A 19,403-nucleotide genomic window follows, 5' to 3' on the forward strand; every position below is an offset into this window, starting at 1 on the left:
CCTTCCAACAGGGAGCAAAGCGCGGGTCACTCGTCGGCTGCACCGCGTCGGTAGCGGCGGACCCTGCGGTATTGCAGGAGTTCGCCGTCCCGGTCCAGCTGCACCTCGTAGGAGGCGAGGAGGCTTGTGGTGTCGGGGATCCGTGGCACTTCGAGAACGTCCACCACCACGCACCAGCCGTCGTCCTCGCGGCGCACGGCGGAGACCCCCTCCGCGGGATGACCGATCAACCCCTCCAGGCTCTTACCGGCAGCACGAGCCGCGTACTCCGGGCCTCGCGCCGGTCGTCGGGCGCGGGAAGCGGTCGCCGTCTTCGAGCTCCCGGCGTTCGTGCGACGTTGTTCTGCCATAAGGCCAGTCTCGCCACTCCCGTCTACCGCGCATCTTGAGCGGTTCCATCGGAGTGCGTGGTACGACGGCCGGAACGTCTGCCGGGGTCTCCAGCGGTGTACAGGGGGCAGGGCGGCGGGGAAATTCCTCGGTTTCGCGCGGGCGGCGAACGCCGCACGGAAACTGGGCGCGCCGGTGCTGCTTGGCAGCATGACCGATCATTCACATGGCACTGACAGCTAACGTTGTTCTTCCGCGAACGTGAGCGCCTCGCGATGCTCGTCAAGGCTCTCCCGCCCGTCCCGCGCCCTCAAGGACAGGTCCGAGCGGAGTCTGCGCGCCATCTCGCGTGCGTCGTCCTGCGGCGCCGCCCCCTCGACGTACTCCAGAAATCCCAGCAGCGCCTGCAACTCGCCGCTGCGCAAAGCAACTTCGACGACCTCTTGCTTCTCGGCGGTCAGGGCCCTCACCACCCGCCTCTGACAGGCATCGATCCGCAAGGACTCGAACCGGCTGTCGTAGGAGGATGATTCCGTACCCCCGCTGTCGGCGTCGAATACGGCGAGCCGCTGGAGAAGCGGTCTCGGGTCCCCGTGCGGAGCCCGATAGAAGGGTCGTTCGTCGCTACCCGAGAATTCGGGGTCCAGCTGGACCTCGGAGAGGAACGCGGCCACTCGGCCTGGGTCCGGCGTCAGCCCGCCCCCCATCCATCGGGCCGACTCCATCAGCGTCACACCGGATCCCTCAGGCATGCGGAAGAAGCACCAGCCAGAGACGCCGCACCAAAGAAGCCCCGCGTCCCGGCCCGCACCGAACACCTTTCGCCGGAAGGAAGGAGTGAACTCCACGCTTCCTTCCACGTCAGCACCGAACGCGTCCTGGCTGGGGTCGTCATAGACCCCGTACGAGGAAATGGAGGAAACCGGAAGGCCTTCGTCGAGAAGCTTTCCGGCGACAGCCACCATGTAGTGACCTATGGCAGCTTCGAGGTCGTCCCTCATGTGCTGCGCACCATTGTCCTTGTACCCCACGAGGGTTCTCCTGATTCGGCTCCGGCTGCGAGTCCTTACCTCTAGCCGTTTCCCAGAAAACCGCAGTTCACACGGGGTGCGGCGGAGCCGGCTCCGGGTTGCCGGCTCGGTCCGGACCGAGGCGGGGCCCGTTCTGCATATCCCCCGGCTTGTGCGCATGCTGGATGGACGACGCTGTTTCGCTCGCCCTCGGGCCGGCACCGGTTCGAGGTGGTGCACACCAATCAGTTGAGGCGGTGAGCCCTGTGAAGGCACTCGTCTACCAGGGGCCGCGGGATGTTGCGGTTACCGATGTTCCCGATGCCAGGATCGAACGTCCGACAGACGTGCTCGTCAAGGTCACCTCGACCAATATCTGCGGGTCCGACCTCCACATGTACGAGGGGCGGACCACCATGGAGACCGGGCGGATACTCGGCCACGAGAACCTCGGAGAGGTGATCGAGGCCGGCGCCGGGGTGGACCGCGTGAAGGTGGGTGACCGCGTCTGCCTGCCGTTCAACGTCGGCTGCGGATTCTGCGCCAACTGTGAGCGCGGTTTCACCGGCTTCTGTCTCTCGGTCGACTCCGACACACCCGGCGGGGCCTACGGCTTCGCCGCGATGGGCACCTACGCCGGGGGCCAGGCGGAGTACCTGCGGGTCCCCTGGGCCGACTTCAACTGCCTTGTCCTCCCGGACGACGCGGCGGAGAAGGAGAACGACTACGTGATGCTGGCGGACATCTTCCCCACCGGCTACCACGCCACGGAACTGGCCGGTGTCTCGCCGGGTGAGTCCGTCGTCGTCTACGGGGGCGGGCCCGTCGGTCTCATGGCGGCCTACTCCGCGCGTCTGCGCGGCGCGAGCCAGGTCCTGGTCGTGGACCGGCAGGCCGACCGGCTCCGACTCGCCGAGCAGGCCGGAGCCACCGCGGTCGATGATTCCGATGGCGATCACGTGGAGCGGATACTCGACCTGACCGACGGTGGGGCCGACAAGGGCTGCGAATGCGTCGGGTACCAGGCCCATGACCCGCAGGGCGAAGAAAGGCCGGAGGCGACCATGAACGACCTGGTCGCGTCCGTGAAGGCGACCGGCGCCATTGGAGTCGTCGGAGTGTTCCTCCCCCAGGACGACGGCGCTCCGACCGAACTGACCCGCGAGGGCAAGCTGCCCTTCGACTTCGGCCAGTTCTGGTTCAAGGGACAACGGATCGGGACCGGTCAGGCCAACGTGAAGGCGTACAACCGCTACCTCGGCCGGCTCATCCAGCACGACAGGGCGAAGCCGTCGTTCATCGTCTCGCACGAACTGCCGCTGGACGAGGCCGCGAACGCCTACCGCCGTTTCGACGACCGCGACGCGGGGTGGACGAAGGTCGTCCTCAAGCCCTGACCCCCGCCACGCGGGGCGCCGGGGCCGGGCTCGGGCGGGCGGCAGGGGTCAGGGCAGGATCGAGTCCACGTAGCCGCCGTCCACCCGCAGGGCGCCGCCCGTGGTCGCGGAGGCGAACGATGAGGCCAGGTAGACCACCATGTGGGCGATCTCCTCTGGCTCGATGAGGCGCTGGAGCAGCGACTGCGGCCGGTGCGTGCGCATGAACTCGCGCTGCGCCTCGTCCCACGGAAGGTCCTTGTCCACCAGTTCGTAGACGAAGTCCTCGACCCCGCCCGTGTGTGTCGGGCCGGCGATGACGGAGTTGACCGTGACTCCGGTGCCCGCGGCGTCCTTGGCGAAGCCTCGGGCGACGGCCAGCAGCGCCGTCTTGGACACGCCGTAGTGGATCATCTCCGCCGGGATGACCACCGCCGAGTCGCTGGCGATGTACTGCACCCGGCCCCAGCCGTTCTCCTTCATCCCCGGCAGATAGGCCCGGGTCATGCGGATCGCGGCCAGCACGTTGACCTCGAAGTAGCGACGCCAGTCGTCGTCGCTGATCTCCAGCGCCGGCTGAGCGCCGAAGATGCCGAGATTGTTGACGAGGATGTCGGCGTGCGGCAGCGCCTCCCGCACCTGCCGGGCGCCGTCGTCGGTCGCGATGTCGCCCGGCGCGGCGACGAACTCCGCCTCCGGGCACTGCTCGCGCAGCCGCTCGATGGCGGCCGCCACCGAATCCGCGCTGCGGCCGTTGACCGCGACCCGGGCGCCCGCCGCCGCGAGACCGGCGGCGATCGCCGCGCCGATTCCCTGCGTGGAGCCGGTGACCAGGGCTGATTTTCCGGAGAGATTGACGAGCATGGAAGTCGCCTTCCCCGGATGAACCCGGATCAATCAGTCGAGAATCGTCGATTTGTCACCCCACTCACCCCTTGCGCCTCCCCCGTGGCGCCACGGCCGCCCCATGCCTCCCGTAGGCCGCAGAAGTGCACAGCCAGGACGGTGAAGCACCCGGCCGTCACCTCCAGCGGACTCAAGTCGAGGTGTTCATAAGGGCGTTCGGGGCAACCGAGGTTCAAGCCGGTCATCACCGGACCTGGCCTCAGGCCGATCACGAAGGAGTGGGTCATGACGACGCAGTACGGCAATCACCAGACCGGCCAACAGCCCCACGGCGCACCGCGACCCGCGGCGACCGGCAACGTGCTGAGCATCATCGCGATGGTGCTGGGAGTCATCTCGCTCGTCGTCCTGCCGATCGTCTTCGGCGTGGTTGCCCTGGTCCTGGCCATCGTCGCCAAGACCGTCCGGCACGAGCGGCTTGCGGTGATCGCCATCGTGGTCAGCGCCGTGGGCCTGGTCGGCGGCATGGTGCTCGGAGCACTGCTGGCCTCGTGACGGTCCGGACCCGCGCCGGCCTCGTGACGGTCCGGATCCGTGCCTCGGGCCCGCCCCGGGCCATGCCGTCCCCGGCGCAGGAGCGTGGGTCCGGTCCGCCTCGGCGGACCGGACCCACGCTCCGTGTCTGCTACCAGCCGGCCTTCACCCCGTTGTAGGCCGCGCGGCAGTCGGCGTTGGTGGCCTCCGCGGCGAGCTTCTCCATCGCGCTCTTCCAGACCTTCTTGGCCAGCGCCTCCAGGTCACGGGTCGCGGCGGGTACGTTCGGGGCAAACTTCTTGATCGACCCGATCGAGGCCTTGGCGAACTTGTTGCAGGCGGGCGCGGCGGCGTTCCGGTAGCGGGTGTCCAGGTCCGAGGCGACCGCCTGGCCGTTGTTGGTCGCCCAGGTGTTCCAGGCCGCGCACCCCGCCTCGGTGAAGGCCGCCTGGTCGGCCTCGCTCAGCCCCAGCACTTCAGCCAGCAGGGCGTTCTTGGCCTTGTCGGGGACCGTGAAGTCCACGACAGGGAACTTGTCCAGGGTTTCGAGCAGCGCCTCCTGACACGCGGGCGGCAGCGGGGCCGCCTGTGCGGCGGCCGGGGCGGCGGCGCGGGCGGCGGGATCGGCCACGGCGCTGGAGGAGACGGTCAGCGCGGAGGCGGACAGCAGAGCGGCGGTCAGGACGGTGCGCCGGACGGTACGCGAAAGAGTCATGGAGTAGTGCTCCTTGCACGGAAGGATCTGTCGGTCCGGGCACCGCGTCGGCGCCCGGCGGCTACAGAACGATCACCGTGCCCCGCAGGTCACGGCTGCTTTCCGCGCACCGGACGGTGGCACAAAGAGGCGTCGGGCGTCCGTGCGACAGGGACATCCACGGCCCTGCCGGTGGTCGGGCGTTCAGGTGGGCCGTACGTGCTCCGCCGACGGTCCGGGCTCCGCCGAGGGCAGTGGCGCGGGGGTGTCCCCAGCCGCTCCGGGCCCGTGGGGAGCGGGGACCCATGGCCGCCTTTCCGGCGGGAGCGCGTTTCCGGTCCGCCGGCGGAAGACCAGGAACCCGGCCGAGGCGGCAGCGACGAGCCAGAGGCACTGGATCACCAGGCCCTGGACGGCCGAGGCGTCGGAGAACGCCGCCGACATGCCGGCCTGCACAGCTCCGTACGTCGGCAGGAAGCGCACCACCGCGCTGTCGGACCCGGAGCTGGAGAGGGGGTTCTGCAACGCGACGTCGAGGATGCTGATCATCAGAATGGCGAACATGCCCTCCACCTCACGGCGGAGTACCGATCCGAAGACCACGCCGAGCGCACCGTAGGTCAGTGCCGCGCAGAACAGCGCGGCGGCGAGCACGATGGGCTGCCGCGGCGGCCAGGAGAATCCGACGGCGACCGTGGCGTACCCGGCGATGGCGGCACAGACCAGCGTGAGCGCGGAGAGTTTGGCGAGGACGAGGTGGTACCGGGGGTAGCCGGCCATCGCGAGCCGGCGGTCGAAGGCGCCTCCGGTGAAGGTGGCCGCGAACATCATGAATCCAGCGATCAGCGTGACCGCGTTCAGCGCGCCGGTGATCTGGGTCAGGTGGTTGCCGGGCGGGGACAGCACCTCGCCGGTCGCCCGCAGCCGGAACGGGGCGGGCCGGTCGGGGATGGTCACATAGGCGAGGGCGATCCATACGGGGATGTACACGACCACCAGCAGCATCGCGAACCGGTTGCGGGTGTGCCCGATCAACGCGTACCGCGACGCCGTGCTGAACAGGGACCAGTGCCGCCTCATGCGACCGCCTCCGCACGCGGCTCCTGGCAGTGCAGGCGCCCGTTCTCCAGGCGCCAGAGCACGTCGAGCCGGTTGATGTCGTACGCCAGGTGCGAGACGACCAGCACCGAGCGCCCGGCGTCACGCAGCCTGGTCGCCAGCTCCCAGAAGCGCAGATACGTCTCCCAGTCGAAACCCTGGTAGGGCTCGTCCAGCAGCAGGACGTCCGGATCGTGCATGAGCGCGAGGGTCAGATTCAGCTTCTGCCGAGAGCCCCCGCTGAGCAGGCCCGCACGCTGGTCGAGGTACTCGGTGAAGGCCAGGACCTCCATCACCTCCTCGGCCAGCCGCAGGTCCGGGAGCCCGAACGCGCTCTTGAAGAAGTCGAGGTGCTGGCGGACGGTGAAGGAGTCGTCCAGGACCACGGACTGCGGGCAGTAGCCGAACCTGCCCCGGTGACGCACCGAACCCCGGTCCGGCCCGAGTTCACCGGAGACGATCTTCAGCAGAGTGGTCTTGCCCGATCCGTTCTCCCCGACGATGCCCGCGAGGGTGCCGGGCCGCAGCCGGAGGTCGACGCCCCGGAGAACGGCGTGCCGGCGATAGGAGTGGTGCACATCTGTGACGTCCATGGTGTCGCTCCGTCGTGCCGGGTCCGGCTGTGGGCCGCGGGAGTGGTCCGCGTCCTGCCGGTGTACGGGAGTACGTGGGCCGGGCGTTCGGTGGCGCGTCCGGTCCGCCCGTGCCCAACGAGCAGGCCGGGCAGCGGAAACGGTGCCGGAAGGAGCACCCGTACCGCTGTCGTCAACCCCGTGCACGACGTGTTCATCCGCGCGACGGGTCCACCGCCGAAGACCGGTTCCAGGGGTCGCGGCGTGGATAGCGTGACCCGCTCCGGAGCATCGTGCTCGGTGCAGGCGAAGGGGCGGTCAGCCGTGCGGAGAACGTGTGTGATCGGAGCGGGTCCGTCGGGTCTGGCCGCGAGCAAGGTCCTCGCCTCGCACAGTGTTCCGTTCGACTGCTTCGAGGCCGGTTCGGGCATCGGCGGGCTCTGGCGGTACGGCAACGACAACGGCATGTCGGGGGTGTACGCGTCGCTGCACGCGAACATCTCGAAGGAGAGCATGTCCTTCTCCTCGCTCCCGATGCCGGAGACCTTTCCGGTCTTCCCGCACCACAGCAGGGTCCTCGCCTACCTGGAGGAGTACGCCGCGAGATCCGGTCTGCACCGCCACATCACGTTCGGCACGGAGGTCACCTCGGTGCGGCCCCTGGACGACGGCGGCTGGGAGGTCGGCCGCCGGCGCCGCGGGGACCCGGCGGCGGAGGTGACGACGCGGCGGTACACCGAAGTGGTGGTGGCCAACGGGCACCACTGGAGCCCCCGCCTGCCCGGCCCCGCCGTGCCGGGGGCCGGGGAATTCGAGGGGTCCGCGCTCCACTCGCACGAGTACCGCTCCCCCGAGCCGTACGCCGGCCGGCAGGTCCTGGTGATCGGCATGGGCAACTCCGCGTGCGAGATCGCGGCGGAGATCTCGCGAACGGCGGCCCGGACCTTCCTCTCCGCACGCGAGGCGACGCACGTGTTCCCCAAGATGCTGCTCGGCCGGCCGGCGGACCACCTGGTGCGGAGCCCGCTGTCCCGTATCCCGCGATTCCTCAAGGGCCCGGCGATGGCGCTTCTCCTGCGCCTGACCCGAGGCGCCCCGGCCCAGTACGGGCTGGCCGATCCGGTACACGGCCCCCTCGCCGCCCACCCGTCCACCTCGGACGAGCTCCTCGTCCAGCTGGCCCGGGGCGCGGTGACGCCCAAGCCCGGCGTGAGCTCCTTCGGCCGGGACACGGCGGCCTTCACGGACGGCAGCCGCGAACCCGTGGACGCCGTGGTGTACGCCACCGGATACTCCCTCTCCTTCCCCTTCCTCGACCCCGCCGTCTTCGCGGCCCGGGACGGCCGCACGGAGCTCTATCTGCGTACCGTGCCGCCGAGGCTCCCCGGCCTCTACTTCATGGGGCTGGCTCAACCCTCGGGCGCGGCCTTCCCGTTGCTCGAACCGCAGGCGGAGTGGGTCGCCGGCCTGATCACGGGAACGGTCGCCCTGCCGTCACCGCAGGACATGACGCGGGCGATCGGCCGCGAGCGGCGGTCCCATGAACGGACCTACGCGCCCAGCTACCGCCACGGGATCGAGATCGACGTCGGCTCCTACCAGCGGGCCCTCCGCCGGGAGCTCCGGGCGGGCCGGCGCCGAGCACGCGGTGTCGTACCGCCCGTGCCGGTGTTGGCCGCTGCCCGTCCCGGTCCGGCGGCCGAGGTCCCGTGAACCGCTCCGCACCGTGACCGGTGGCGAACGCCCGGCCCGGCTCAGGCCGGCGCCGTGTTCGCCTCCAGCTCGCCCACGGCCCGCTCCCACAGCTCCGGCAGCGACTCCCCGAGCGGAAGGGCGCCATCGGCCACGAACGACACCTCGGCCCATTCACCGAAGAACGACAGCCCCACCCCGAAGAGGTGTCCGGGCACGACCAGGGGCAGCAGGGCGGTGCCCGTCACCTGTGTTTCGCCCAGGCTCCCCTTCTCGGCGACCGGCATGGAGGTGGCCATGACGTTGGTGACGCGCGGGGAGAGGACCCTTCGCAGATACCACTCGGTGGGACGGCCCGGCATGAACCGGACCAGGTCCTGAATGCCCTGCCGCCAGGACTCGCCCCGCAACTTCCGGGTCGTCGCCATGACTTGGTCCAGTCGCCGCAGTGCGGCCGCAGCGTCGCCGGTTCCGTCCGGGTCCTCGGTGACGGTCCGCACCGGCAGTTCCAGCGGCACGGCGAAGCAGCGGTTGCCCCACGTCTGGTCCTCGTCGGGACGGCGTGCGTCGATGGGCAGCACGGCCGTCACCCGAGGCAACGGCACCCCGGACCGGGCCGACCAGGCGGACAACGCCCCGGCGAGTGCGGCCAGATGCACGTCATGGGCGGAGCCGCCGCGTGCGGCGCCGATCCGGCGCAGCGTGTCCGCCGGTACCCGCCCGCGCCACAGCCGCCGCTCCCCGGAGGGGGTGAAGACGGCATCCGGCCGGTGCCCCCGTACGGCGAAGGTGCCCGCGACGAACTTCGTGGCCAGCGCGACGGCCGCGCCCACCCGCCGCGGCACCCCGGCCCGACGGCTCCGGCCCGGTACCGGGCGCGCCGACGGCTCCCCCTCGCCCAGCATGGCGCGGAAGGTCATGGCGGCGGCAGAGCCGTCCTGGCAGGCGTGCCGGAAGCGGTAGCACACGGCGTAGGCGTCGGGTTGGTGCCCGTGGACCAGCCATACCCCCCACAGGGCACCGGGCGCGAAGGGGGCGTTGAGCGCGGTGTGCAGGGCGGAGTCCCACGCGGCGGGGCCGTCGGCGACCACCTCGTGGACATGCCGGCCGATGTCGAACTCCGCGTCCGGCTGCCACCGGGGCCGCCGGCCGCCCTCGACCCGGCTCGTGTGCAGGGGCAGCCCGCCCAGGCGGAAGGCCACGTACGCGCGAAGGTCCGGCAGGGCCGGGGGCGGACCACTGAGGTACGCGACACCGCCGGCGTCCCAGCGGACGTCGGGCCGCCGCCGCTCCAGGCTGAGGAACGCACGGTCGACCGAGTGCGTCGGGTGGCGGGGCGAAGGAATGGACGGAGCGGAACGCTCGGGGGAGGCGGGCGGCTCCGGCTGAGCCGACTCGGCGGGCTCAGCGGACTGTTCGAGATCAGGCATGGGGATTCGGGGCTCCGATTCCGGCCGAAGGCCATAGCAGGGCAACCGCGGAGCCGCGGCTGGGCGACGGCACCGGCGGCAGGAGAGAAGGGCAGACGAGACGAACAGATGGGAGGGACAGTCGGGACGGGGAGGTGAGACGGAGCGGCACGGGCGGACATGCGGCGGGAGGCCGCCGCCGGGCGGTCCGTCCGGCGGTGGCCGCAGCACAACGCCCACCCGGACCGGCCGGACAACAGAATGGCCACCGGCCGCAGCCGCTCCGCCCGCACCCGCGCGCCGTAAGGCCCTCAGCACCCCGGTTCGCCTCGTGGCCCCGGGCTGTCGGCCGCCGCCCGCCCCACAAGTGCCCGCGGCCCGTGTTCCCGTGCCGTGGCTGGCCTGCCGCCCCCGCGCCACCGGCAGCCGCGGACGACGCGCCGGGCCCCGGCGGGCCTGCCCGGAACCCCCGGCCGGTCCAGGACCCTCACCGCCAGGTTCCCCCGAAAGGAGGACTGCGCCCGTACGGCACTGCCCGTGTCCTGCACCGCGTACCCGTACTTCGTTCGGGTGAGCAGGGGGAATCGGGGCTCTCGGTCCGCCCACCGTCTGACATTGTGTGCCGTGCGCCGGAGGTCACCGGCCTGGGGCAGGCCCCAGGAACCCCTGCCGGACGGGGCAGCCGGAGCACCCGCGAGCACCGAACCGCACCGCGCGATGCCTCCGCCAGTGGCACTCCGCCTCGCAGGACGACCAGCGGCATCCCGCTCCGCCGCACCGGCGGCACCCCGCCTCCGCACCCGGTCCCGGGACCGCCCTCTCACCGCCCTTGGAGCCGCACCCGTGCACGTCGCCCTCACCGGCGCCACCGGATTTCTCGGACTGCGCCTGTTACGCCGCCTGCTCGGCACGCACCCGTCCGTGACGGTGCTGGCCCACGCGGGATCGGCCGACGCACTGGACCGCATCACCCGGTTCTTCGAACTGACCGGCGCACCCGAGGCGTTCACCGCCGAGCTGCCGGACCGGCTACGGGTGGTGGAGACCGATCTGGCACAGCCCCGGCTGGGACTGTCCGGGCGGAACTTCCAGCAGCTGGCCGACGGTCTGGGCACGATCTGGCACAGCGCGGGCTCCATCAACCTGGAGGGGGACCTCCCCGAGCTGCGCCGGATCAACGTCGAAGGCACCCGGCAGGTGCTGGAGCTGGCGGCCGCGGGCCGCCGGGCGCCCCTGGTCCGTCACGTGAGCACCGCGTTCGTCGCCGGGGCGCGGCGGGACGGAGTGGCGTACGAGGACGAGCTGGACGACACCTTCGGATTCGAGAACGCCTACGAGCGGTCCAAGTACGAGGCGGAGCTGCTGGTGCACGCGTGGTCCCGGAAGCACGGCCGCCCGGCCCTGGTCCTGCGGCCGAGCGTCCTCGTCACGGATCTGCCGCCGCACCCCGAACTGCCCTCGCACCCGCTCCAGGTCATCGAACGGATCCTGCGGGACGCGCGGTGTACCGCCGGTCCCGGCACGCCCGGCGGTCCGGCCGGCCGGCCGCTCGTCCGGACGCTGGGGCATCGGAGCGGACGACTGAATCTGCTGCAGGTGGAGCACGCGGCCGAGGTCATGGTGCGGCTGGCCGGTCTGGCTCCCTCGGGCGGCGTCGACACGTACCACGTCGTCCACGACCGTGATGTGCCCGTTCCCACGGTCGTGACCCTGCTGGAGCGGCTGGTCCCGCTCTCGATCGACCTGGTCGCCGCCAAGCCGGAGACCCCGTCGCCGCTGGAGGCCCTGCTGGAGTTCTATCCGGGCATGACGGCCTACCTCGCCCACCGGCGGCGGTTCGACGACACCCGGGTCAGGACCCGGCTGGGGCCGTCGGCGGCCTCCGCCCCGGTGGGCCTGGACTACCTCTGGTCCGGTCTGGCCCCGAGGGGCCGGCCCCTCGCCCCGGCGCCGGGCGCTTCACCGGCCGTCCTTCCGTCCGCCTGACCGGCGGACCCGTACGCCTGACCAGCTCACGTCCTCTCCCGTTGGAGCCCTTGCGTGTCCGTCCCCACCGTTCCCGGCGCCCCCGCCGCGTCCCTGCCGGTCTCCTCGCCCGTCTTCTCGCCCGTCTTCTCGCCCGTCTTCTCGCCCGAGGAGATCACGGCCCGCGCCCGGCAGATCCGGAGACCCGTCCACGTCGTCAGCGCTCCGGACGGCCGTGAGCTGGGGATCGCGACCGGACCGGTACCCGACGGCCCGGTGCTCGGCATGCTGCCGCCGCTGTACCCGGAGTGGCTCGGCGGCCGTACCTTCTGCGAGGCGCACGGCGTCCGCTTCCCCTATGTCGCGGGGGAGATGGCGAACGGCATCGCGACCACCCGGATGGTCTCGGCGATGGCACGGGCGGAGATGCTCGGCTTCTTCGGGGCAGGGGGGCTGGCCTATCCCGAGGTGGAACGGGCCGTGCACGCGCTCGCGCGGGAGCTGGACACCCGCGGCAACTGGGGCGTCAACCTCATCCACTCACCGGCAGAGCCGGAACTGGAGTTCCGCGTGGCCGAGTTGCTGGTGGGCGCCGGAGTCCCCCGGATCTCCGCTTCGGCGTTCATGGAGCTGACCCCGGCCGTCGTGCTGTGCTCCGCGCACGGGCTGCGCCGGGACCCGGACGGCTCCATCGTCCGGCGCACCCGGCTGCTCGCCAAGGTCTCCCGCCCCGAGGTGGCCGAGAGGTTCCTCTCCCCCGCTCCGCCCGCACTGCTGGACCAGCTCGTCGGGCGGGGGAAGCTGACCCGGCAGGAGGCGGATCTCGCGGCTCTGGTGCCGGTGGCGGAGGACATCACCGTGGAGGCGGACAGCGGCGGCCACACCGACAACCGGCCGCTTCAGGCCCTGCTGCCGAGGATCGCGGCCCTGCGCGACACCCTGTGCCGCCGGTTCGGTTACCCCCGGCCGGTCAGGCTCGGCGCGGCCGGCGGCCTCGGCACACCGGACGCGGTGGCCGCCGCCTTCGCCCTCGGCGCGTCCTACGTCGTCATCGGCTCTGTGAACCAGACGGCCGCGGAGGCGGGACTGTCGGACGAGGCCAAGACGATGCTCTGCGACGCGGATATCTCCGATGTGACCATGGCGCCGGCGGCCGACATGTTCGAACTGGGCGTGAAGCTGCAAGTGCTGTCCCGGGGAACGATGTTCGCCCAGCGGGCCGGGCGGCTCCACTCCGCGTACCGGGCCCACGGTTCGCTGGAGGAGCTCCCGGCCGCGCTGCGGTCCTCGATCGAACGGGACGTGCTGCGCGCCCCCTTCGACGAGGTCTGGCAGCACACGCGCGCGTTCTGGGACCGGCGCGACCCGGCGGAGATCGCCCGTGCGGAGGCAGACCCGAAGCACCGGATGGCCCTGGTCTTCCGCTGGTACCTGGGGAGTTCCAGCCAGTGGGCGATCAGCGGCGAGGCGTCGCGGCGGGCCGACTACCAGATCTGGTGCGGTCCCGCGATGGGCGCCTTCAACCGGTGGGTGGCGGGCTCGTTCCTGGCCGCCCCGGCGAACCGGTCCGTGGTGCAGATCGCGCTCAACCTGCTCGAAGGGGCCGCGGTCGTCACCCGCGCCCATCAACTGCGCACCTACGGCGTCCCCCTGACGGCCGAGGCGTTCAGCTTCCCGCCGCGCGAGCTGGCGTGAGCGGGACCGGCGCCGCCCCGGCGTCAGCAACGACAGACCGACCCGGAGGAGAGACCGTGCCCGGCCCACCCCACCGCCAGGTCCCCGTCGCCGTGGTCGGCGTCGGGGCCCTGGTGCCCGGCGCGACGGACGCGGCCGGCTACTGGCGGATCGTGACCGGCGGCCGCGACCTGATGACCGAGGTGCCCGCCTCGCGCTGGAGGGTGGCGGACCACTACGACCCGGACCCGGCCGCTCCCGACAAGACGTACGCCCGGCGGGGCGCCTTCTTGCCGGAGGTCGACTTCGATCCGATGGCCTACGGGGTGCCGCCCACCATTCTGCCGACGACGGACACGTCTCAACTGCTCGCCTTGATGGTCGCCGACCAGGTACTGAAGGACGCGGGCGGGCCGGGTCGGGTGGACCGGGACCGGACCGGTGTGGTCCTCGGCGCCGCTGCCCTGGAACTGCTCCCGCACATGTACGGGCGGGCCCAGCGCCCGGTCTGGCTCGCGGCGCTGCGGGAGAGCGGACTCGGTGAGACCGAGGCACAAGCCGTGTGCGACCGCATCTCGTCGCGTTTCGCACCGTGGCGGGAATCGACCTTCCCCGGACTGCTCGGCAACGTCGTCGCGGGACGGATCGCCAACCGGTTCGACCTGCACGGCATCAACCACACCACCGACGCCGCCTGCGCCAGTTCGCTGGCCGCCCTGTCGACCTCGGTCGGTGAACTCTCCCTCGGCCGGGCCGATCTGGTGATCAGCGGAGGCGTGGACACCGGGAACGACATCGGCATGTTCCTGTGCTTCTCCAAGACGCCCGCCCTGTCCCCCAGCGGCGACTGCCGGCCGTTCTCGGCCTCGGCCGACGGCACCATGCTGGGCGAGGCGGTCGTGATGTACGCCTTGAAGCGGCTGGCCGACGCCGAGCGGGACGGCGACCGGATCCACGCCGTGATCCGGGGCATCGGCACGTCCTCCGACGGCAGGAGCACGGCGATCTACGCCCCGCTCCCCGACGGCCAGGCGCGGGCCCTGCGCCGCGCCTACGAAGGGGCGGGCTACGGGCCGGAGACCGTGGAGCTGGTGGAGGCACACGGGACCGGCACAAAGGCCGGGGACACCGCCGAACTGGCGGCGCTCAGTGAGGTGTTCGGCGCGACGGGCCGTACGGACGGCCAGTGGTGCGCCATCGGCTCTGTCAAGTCGCAGATCGGCCACACCAAGTGCGCGGCGGGCGCGGCGGGGCTGCTGAAGGCCGTCATGGCGCTGCACCACAAGGTGCTGCCGCCGACCGTGAAGGTCGACCGGCCGAACCCGGCGGCAGCCGACGCGGACGGCCCGTTCTACGTCAACACCGAGACCCGCCCGTGGGTGCGGCCCGCCGGGCATCCACGCCGGGCAGCGGTGTCGAGCTTCGGCTTCGGCGGCAGCAACTTCCACGTCACGCTTGAGGAGTACACACCCCGGGCCACCGGGGGCCGTACGGCTCTGCGCCACCGCTCCGCCCCGAGCGAGCTCGTCCTGTTCAGCGGCGAGGCCCCGGCGGACCTCGCGGCACCGAGGGCCGACGACGGCCGCCCGCTGGCCGCACTGGCGCGGGAGAGCCACAGCTCCTTCGCACCGGCCGCCCGGATGCGGCTGGCCGTCGTCGCCACCGATGCCGATGACCTGCGGGAGAAGCACGCGCGGGCCCTCGCGCTGATCCGGCGCAGCCCCGGCGACGCGTTCTCCACCCCGGCCGGTGTCCGGTACGCCTGCGGGGACGCCGAACCCGGCCGCATCGGCTTCCTGTTCCCGGGACAGGGGTCCCAGTACGTCGGGATGGGCGCCGATCTCGCGATGCTGGCGCCGGCCGCCCAGGCCGTGTGGGACCGGCTGGGCGGCACCCGCTTCGACGGACGCCCCCTGCACCGGGCCGTGTTCCCGCCGCCCGCCTTCACCGACGGGGAGCGGGCCGCCCGGCGGGACCTGCTGGACGCCACCGAGTGGGCGCAGCCCGCGTTGGCGGTGCACGCGCTCGCGCTGCTGGAAGTGGTGCGCGAGCTGGGCCTGCGGCCGGACTGCGTGGCGGGTCACAGCTTCGGTGAGCTGGTGGCGCTGCACTGCGCGGGAGTTCTGGACGCCGGCTCGCTGGTGGACCTGGCCCGCCGCCGCGGCGAGCTGATGCGCGACGCGGCGGTCACCCCGGGCGGGATGCTGGCGGTGGCGACGGACCGCGCGCACGTGGCTCGGGTGCTGGCCGGCGGCGGGTTCGGCGACATCTGGCCGGCCAACCACAACTCGCCGCGCCAGGTGGTGCTTTCTGGCTCCTCGGAGGCGATCGCGCGGGCCGAGAAGGCGTTCTCTGCCGACGGGACCGGCACCCGCCGACTGGCGGCATCGACCGCCTTCCACAGTCCGCTGGTCCGGCCGGCCGTCGAGCCGTTCGCCGCGTACCTGCGCACGGTGCCTCTCACCGGGCCCCGGACCGAGGTCTACGGCAACGCGGACGCGGCGCCGTACCCGTCGTCGCCCGAGGAGGTACGCGGCCGGATCGCCCGGCATGTCGCTTCCCCGGTGCTGTTCCAGGACCAGATCGAGGCCATGTACGCGGCCGGGGTGCGGACCTTCGTCGAGGTCGGCGCGGGCGCGGCGCTGACCGGCCTGGTTGGACAGATCCTCGGTGACCGCGAGCACGCGGCCGTCCCCCTGGACCGGCCGGCCCGGCCCGGCGCCGACACCCTGCACGCCGCGCTCGGGGAACTCGCGGTACGCGGCGTCCCCCTCGATCTCGACACCCTCTGGGCGCCGTACGCCCACGAGGGACCAGCGAAGGAGCACGAACCCCGAATGACCGTGAAGATCAGCGGAGCCAACTGCGGTCAGTTCCCGCCGCCCCGCACCGCGTCCGCAGAGCCGCCGCCCGCTCCGGAACAGGAGCCGGAACACCGGCCCCGGCCCGCCCCCGCCCCCGTATCCGCGTCCGACACCCCGGCGGTCCCCATGCCCGCGTACGTCCCCTCCCCGGTCCACCCTCCGCAGCCGTCGGAGTACGGGACGGCATCCGCGCCGTGGCAGCCGGAGCCCGAACCGGTGCCCGGTGCCGAGCCCGCCGCCCACGACAGCTGGTACACCGCCGTCGAGAGTGTCCAGCGGCAGACGGCGCAGGCGCACGCGGCGTGCCAACGCATGCTGACGGACAGCCACATCGCCTTCCTGCGGATGACCGAGACGACCCTGGCGGCCATGCTCGGGCAACCGCACCCGGGCGGAGCCGCGGAAGTACCCGTGGGCAGGGCCCCGGAAGTACCTGTGGGCGGTGCTCCGGACGTGTACGCCGGGGGAGGTCGAGGTCCGGACGTGTCCGTCCCCGCGCCGCCGCTGCCGCTCCCCCGCTCCTCCTCGCCGCGAACCGCACCGGCACCGGCACCCGTGGCTCCTTCGGTACCGGCAATGAGCGCTGTGCCGGCAACCGTCCCCGCACCCGCCCCCGCCGATGGCGATGGCGATGGCGCGATGCCCCTGTCGCCGTCCGAGCTGGAGGAGTTGCTCCTGTCCGTGGTGGCCCGGCTGACCGGCTATCCCACCGCCATGCTCAACATGGACATGGAACTGGAGGCAGACCTGGGCGTCGACTCGATCAAGCGCGTCGAGATCCTCTCGGTCATGCGCCGAGAGGTGCGCGACGTGGGCGCGGGCGACATCGGCCGGCTCGGCAAGCTCCGTACGCTGCGCGAGATCGTCGACGCGCTCACCGACGGCGCCCCGTCTCCCGGGACCACGGTGCCGGAAGCCGTCGAGCCCCCCGGATCCCCCGAAGTCACCGCCGTCGCCGCGACGCCCGCGCAGCCCGCCCCGCGCACCGGTTCCGCCGGGCGGACGCCGCTGACCAGGCTGGTCCCGCGCACCGTGGAGTCGCCGCCGTCCGGGCTGGCCACGGCCGGGCTGTTCGACGGGCCTGTCGTGGTGACCGGCGGCGGGACGGCCGGGTCCGCGACGGCCGGCCTCATCGCCCGGAAACTGGCGGAACACGGCGTGGACGCCACCGCCATGACGGAGGTGCCCTCGGACGCGCGCGCGATCATCCATCTCGGCGCGCTCACCTCTGACGCCACACCGGACGGGGCGCGGGAGGTCCACCGCTCCGCGCTGCGCGCGGCGCGTGCGGTCTCCACGGCTCGGTCGGCCGGGGGCGGCGGGCTGTTCGTGACCGTCCAGGACACCGGGGGCGACTTCGGGCTCGGGGGCGGCGAACCCGGCCGTGCGTGGCTGGGCGGGGTCGCCGGCCTGGCCAGGACCGCGGCGAAGGAGTGGCCGGACGCCTCGGTCAAGGTCATCGACTGCCGGCGCGGCGGACGGGGCGAAGAGGAGGTCGCCACCGCGATCGTGCGGGAACTGCTGGCGGGCGGAACAGATCCGGAGGTGGGCCTGCGCGCGGACGGCACCCGCACCCTCGTGCGGCTGGTACAGGAGCGGGTGACGCCCGGCGGCACGCCGCGGATCTCCTCCGATTCGGTGATCGTGGCCACCGGAGGAGCACGCGGGGTGACCGCTGCGGCCCTGCTCGACCTGGCCAGGACCCACCGTCCGCAGATCGTGCTGCTCGGCAGGACCGAGCCGGCCGCCGAGCCCTACGAGCTGGCCTCCGCGACCGACGAACCGGCCCTCACCCGGCTGCTCGCGGAACGCGCCGGCCCGGACGCGGCGGACACCTCTCCCGTCCGAATCGCGGAGCGGGCCCGGGAGATCCTGGCCGCGCGCGAGGTGCGGGCGACGGTGGCGGGGCTGGAGGCCGCGGGATCGCCCGTCCGGTACATCCGGGTGGACGTCCGCGACGGTGACGCTCTCGCCGCCGCCCTGTGCGACGTGCGCGAGACGTGGGGGCCGGTCACCGGCATCGTGCACGGCGCGGGGGTACTGGCCGACAGCCGGATCGCGGACAAGACCGACGCGCAGGCCGAGCTGGTGATGTCCAGCAAGGTGGACAGTCTGCGGGCGCTCCTGGCAGCGACGGCGGACGACCCCCTGGACACGATCTGCCTCTTCTCCTCCGTGGCCGCCGTGTTCGGCAATCCGGGCCAGGGCGACTACGCGATGGCCAATGAGGTGCTCCACCAGGTCGCGTCGGCCGAGCAGTCCCGTCGCCCCGGCTCTCTGGTGCGGTGTGTGGCCTGGGGGCCCTGGCAGGGCGGCATGGTCACCCAGGCCCTGGCCGCGCACTTCGACCGGTCCGGGGTTCCGCTGATCCCCCTGGACCAGGGCGCCGCGGCCTTCACGGCCGAGCTGGACGGCACCGCCGGAGAGGCCCGCGTGGTACTGGCCGCCGGGGACGAGCCGGACGCCCTGTCCCCGGCGGGTGATTCACGTCGCGCACAGGTGCTGCTCCGCTCCGACACCCTTCCGCAGCTGGCCGACCACACGCCCGCCGGGGTTCCCGTGCTGCCGGTGGCCATGGTCCTGAACTGGTTCGCCGCCTCGGCCGAGGCCTGGCTGCCGGATGCCGGACAGCTGGTTCTGCGCGATCTGCGGGTGTACCGGACGTACGCCCTGCCCGAACTGCGGAGCGCGGGCCACCGGATCACCGTGGTCGGCGGCCGGGCGCCCGGTTCGTTCCCGGAGCTGGAGGCGGAGCTGCTGGGCGAGGACGGCTCGGCGCACTTCCGGGCGGTCCTGGACACCGGGGACGGCAGCCCCGATGCGGCCGCCTGGGAGATCCCGGACGGACTGGAGCCGCTCGCGCGCGCCGAGTCGTACGACGGGAAGGTCCTCTTCCACGGCCCCCGCTTCCAGGCACTGCGCTCGGTGCGCGGCGTCTCCGGGCACGGCGCGGAGGCGACCGTCGCGGGACTGCGTGCCCTGGACTGGGCGGGTGAGCACTACTGGCCGCTCGATCCGGCCGCTGTGGACGGCGCGCTGCAACTCGCCCTCCTCTGGGGCGAGGAGGTGCTCGGCGCGGCGACGCTGCCGATGGCCGTCGCCGAGTGCCGGGTGCACCGACGCGGCCCGGTGGACGGCACCGTGCGGTGTGTGGTGCGAGGGCGGAAGGCGCACGACACGGGGGCGCGCTGCGACGCGGCACTGATCGACGCCGACGGGTCTGTCCGGCTGGAACTGATCGGTGTCGAACTCGTCCGCCGCCCCTCCTGACCCGCCCTTCCTGACCCAGCCCCTCCTGACCCCGCCCTCGGCCTCCGCCCTGCCGTGAAGTGAGACCCG

13 protein-coding genes are annotated in these 19,403 nt (G+C 72.5%); 6 read left to right on the forward strand and 7 right to left on the reverse strand.

Translation table 11 applies throughout. The annotated features are described in order from the left end of the window. Positions 1-26 precede the first annotated feature (26 nt). Together ACZ601_RS02405 and ACZ601_RS02410 are read right to left on the reverse strand one after the other, a co-directional pair. Positions 27-350, reverse strand: a complete 324-nt coding sequence (locus tag ACZ601_RS02405; protein ID WP_440575828.1) for a gas vesicle protein GvpO — start codon at positions 348-350, stop codon at positions 27-29. Positions 351-569: 219 nt separating this feature from the next. Next, entirely contained in the window at positions 570-1,331 is a 762-nt protein-coding gene (locus tag ACZ601_RS02410; protein ID WP_469532170.1) for a hypothetical protein, read from the reverse strand. 275 nt (positions 1,332-1,606) lie between these two features. Here ACZ601_RS02410 and ACZ601_RS02415 point away from each other — a divergent pair, with 275 nt between their 5' ends. Next, positions 1,607-2,737 (forward strand): glutathione-independent formaldehyde dehydrogenase, encoded by a 1,131-nt coding sequence (locus ACZ601_RS02415; protein WP_469533792.1) that lies wholly within the window; start codon positions 1,607-1,609, stop codon positions 2,735-2,737. 48 nt (positions 2,738-2,785) lie between these two features. Here ACZ601_RS02415 and ACZ601_RS02420 read toward each other — a convergent pair whose 3' ends face one another. Next, positions 2,786-3,580 carry an SDR family NAD(P)-dependent oxidoreductase gene (locus ACZ601_RS02420; RefSeq protein ID WP_469532172.1) on the reverse strand — a complete coding sequence of 265 codons (795 nt, stop codon included), beginning with the start codon at positions 3,578-3,580 and terminating at the stop codon, positions 2,786-2,788. Positions 3,581-3,847: 267 nt separating this feature from the next. Between ACZ601_RS02420 and ACZ601_RS02425 the strand changes: the two genes are divergently transcribed. Beyond that, complete coding sequence (locus ACZ601_RS02425) at positions 3,848-4,117, forward strand: hypothetical protein (RefSeq protein WP_440575831.1); 270 nt, start codon at positions 3,848-3,850, stop codon at positions 4,115-4,117. A 130-nt stretch (positions 4,118-4,247) separates the two neighbouring features. Here the strand turns inward: ACZ601_RS02425 and ACZ601_RS02430 are convergent, their stop codons facing one another. The 3 genes from ACZ601_RS02430 to ACZ601_RS02440 form a co-directional block, all read right to left on the reverse strand. Beyond that, the gene (locus tag ACZ601_RS02430; protein WP_469532174.1) at positions 4,248-4,811 is read right to left on the reverse strand and encodes a hypothetical protein; all 564 of its coding nucleotides are present in this window, start codon (positions 4,809-4,811) and stop codon (positions 4,248-4,250) included. A gap of 183 nt (positions 4,812-4,994) precedes the next feature. Next, complete coding sequence (locus ACZ601_RS02435) at positions 4,995-5,870, reverse strand: ABC transporter permease (protein WP_469532176.1); 876 nt, start codon at positions 5,868-5,870, stop codon at positions 4,995-4,997. Then, positions 5,867-6,481 (reverse strand): ABC transporter ATP-binding protein, encoded by a 615-nt coding sequence (locus ACZ601_RS02440; RefSeq protein WP_469532178.1) that lies wholly within the window; start codon positions 6,479-6,481, stop codon positions 5,867-5,869. Before ACZ601_RS02440 ends, ACZ601_RS02435 begins: the two co-directional genes overlap by 4 nt. A 318-nt stretch (positions 6,482-6,799) precedes the next feature. On the opposite strand from ACZ601_RS02440, the gene ACZ601_RS02445 reads away from it, so the two are divergent. Beyond that, positions 6,800-8,173, forward strand: a complete 1,374-nt coding sequence (locus tag ACZ601_RS02445) for a flavin-containing monooxygenase (protein ID WP_469532180.1) — start codon at positions 6,800-6,802, stop codon at positions 8,171-8,173. A gap of 41 nt (positions 8,174-8,214) precedes the next feature. On the opposite strand, the gene ACZ601_RS02450 is transcribed toward ACZ601_RS02445, so the two are convergent. Next, positions 8,215-9,582, reverse strand: coding sequence for a wax ester/triacylglycerol synthase domain-containing protein (locus tag ACZ601_RS02450; RefSeq protein ID WP_469532181.1), 1,368 nt, complete (start codon positions 9,580-9,582; stop codon positions 8,215-8,217). Between the two features lie 822 nt (positions 9,583-10,404). Here ACZ601_RS02450 and ACZ601_RS02455 point away from each other — a divergent pair. From ACZ601_RS02455 to ACZ601_RS02465, 3 genes are all read left to right on the forward strand, one after another. Further along, on the forward strand, positions 10,405-11,547 hold the full coding sequence (locus tag ACZ601_RS02455) for an SDR family oxidoreductase (RefSeq protein ID WP_469532183.1): 1,143 nt from the start codon (positions 10,405-10,407) through the stop codon (positions 11,545-11,547). A gap of 93 nt (positions 11,548-11,640) precedes the next feature. Beyond that, the gene (locus ACZ601_RS02460; RefSeq protein ID WP_469533795.1) at positions 11,641-13,221 is read left to right on the forward strand and encodes a PfaD family polyunsaturated fatty acid/polyketide biosynthesis protein; all 1,581 of its coding nucleotides are present in this window, start codon (positions 11,641-11,643) and stop codon (positions 13,219-13,221) included. Positions 13,222-13,277: 56 nt separating this feature from the next. After that, positions 13,278-19,334: an SDR family oxidoreductase gene (locus ACZ601_RS02465; RefSeq protein WP_469532185.1), complete on the forward strand. Its 6,057-nt coding sequence runs from the start codon at positions 13,278-13,280 to the stop codon at positions 19,332-19,334. Positions 19,335-19,403 lie beyond the last annotated feature (69 nt).

Source organism: Streptomyces sp. NPDC104307 (assembly GCF_055584045.1).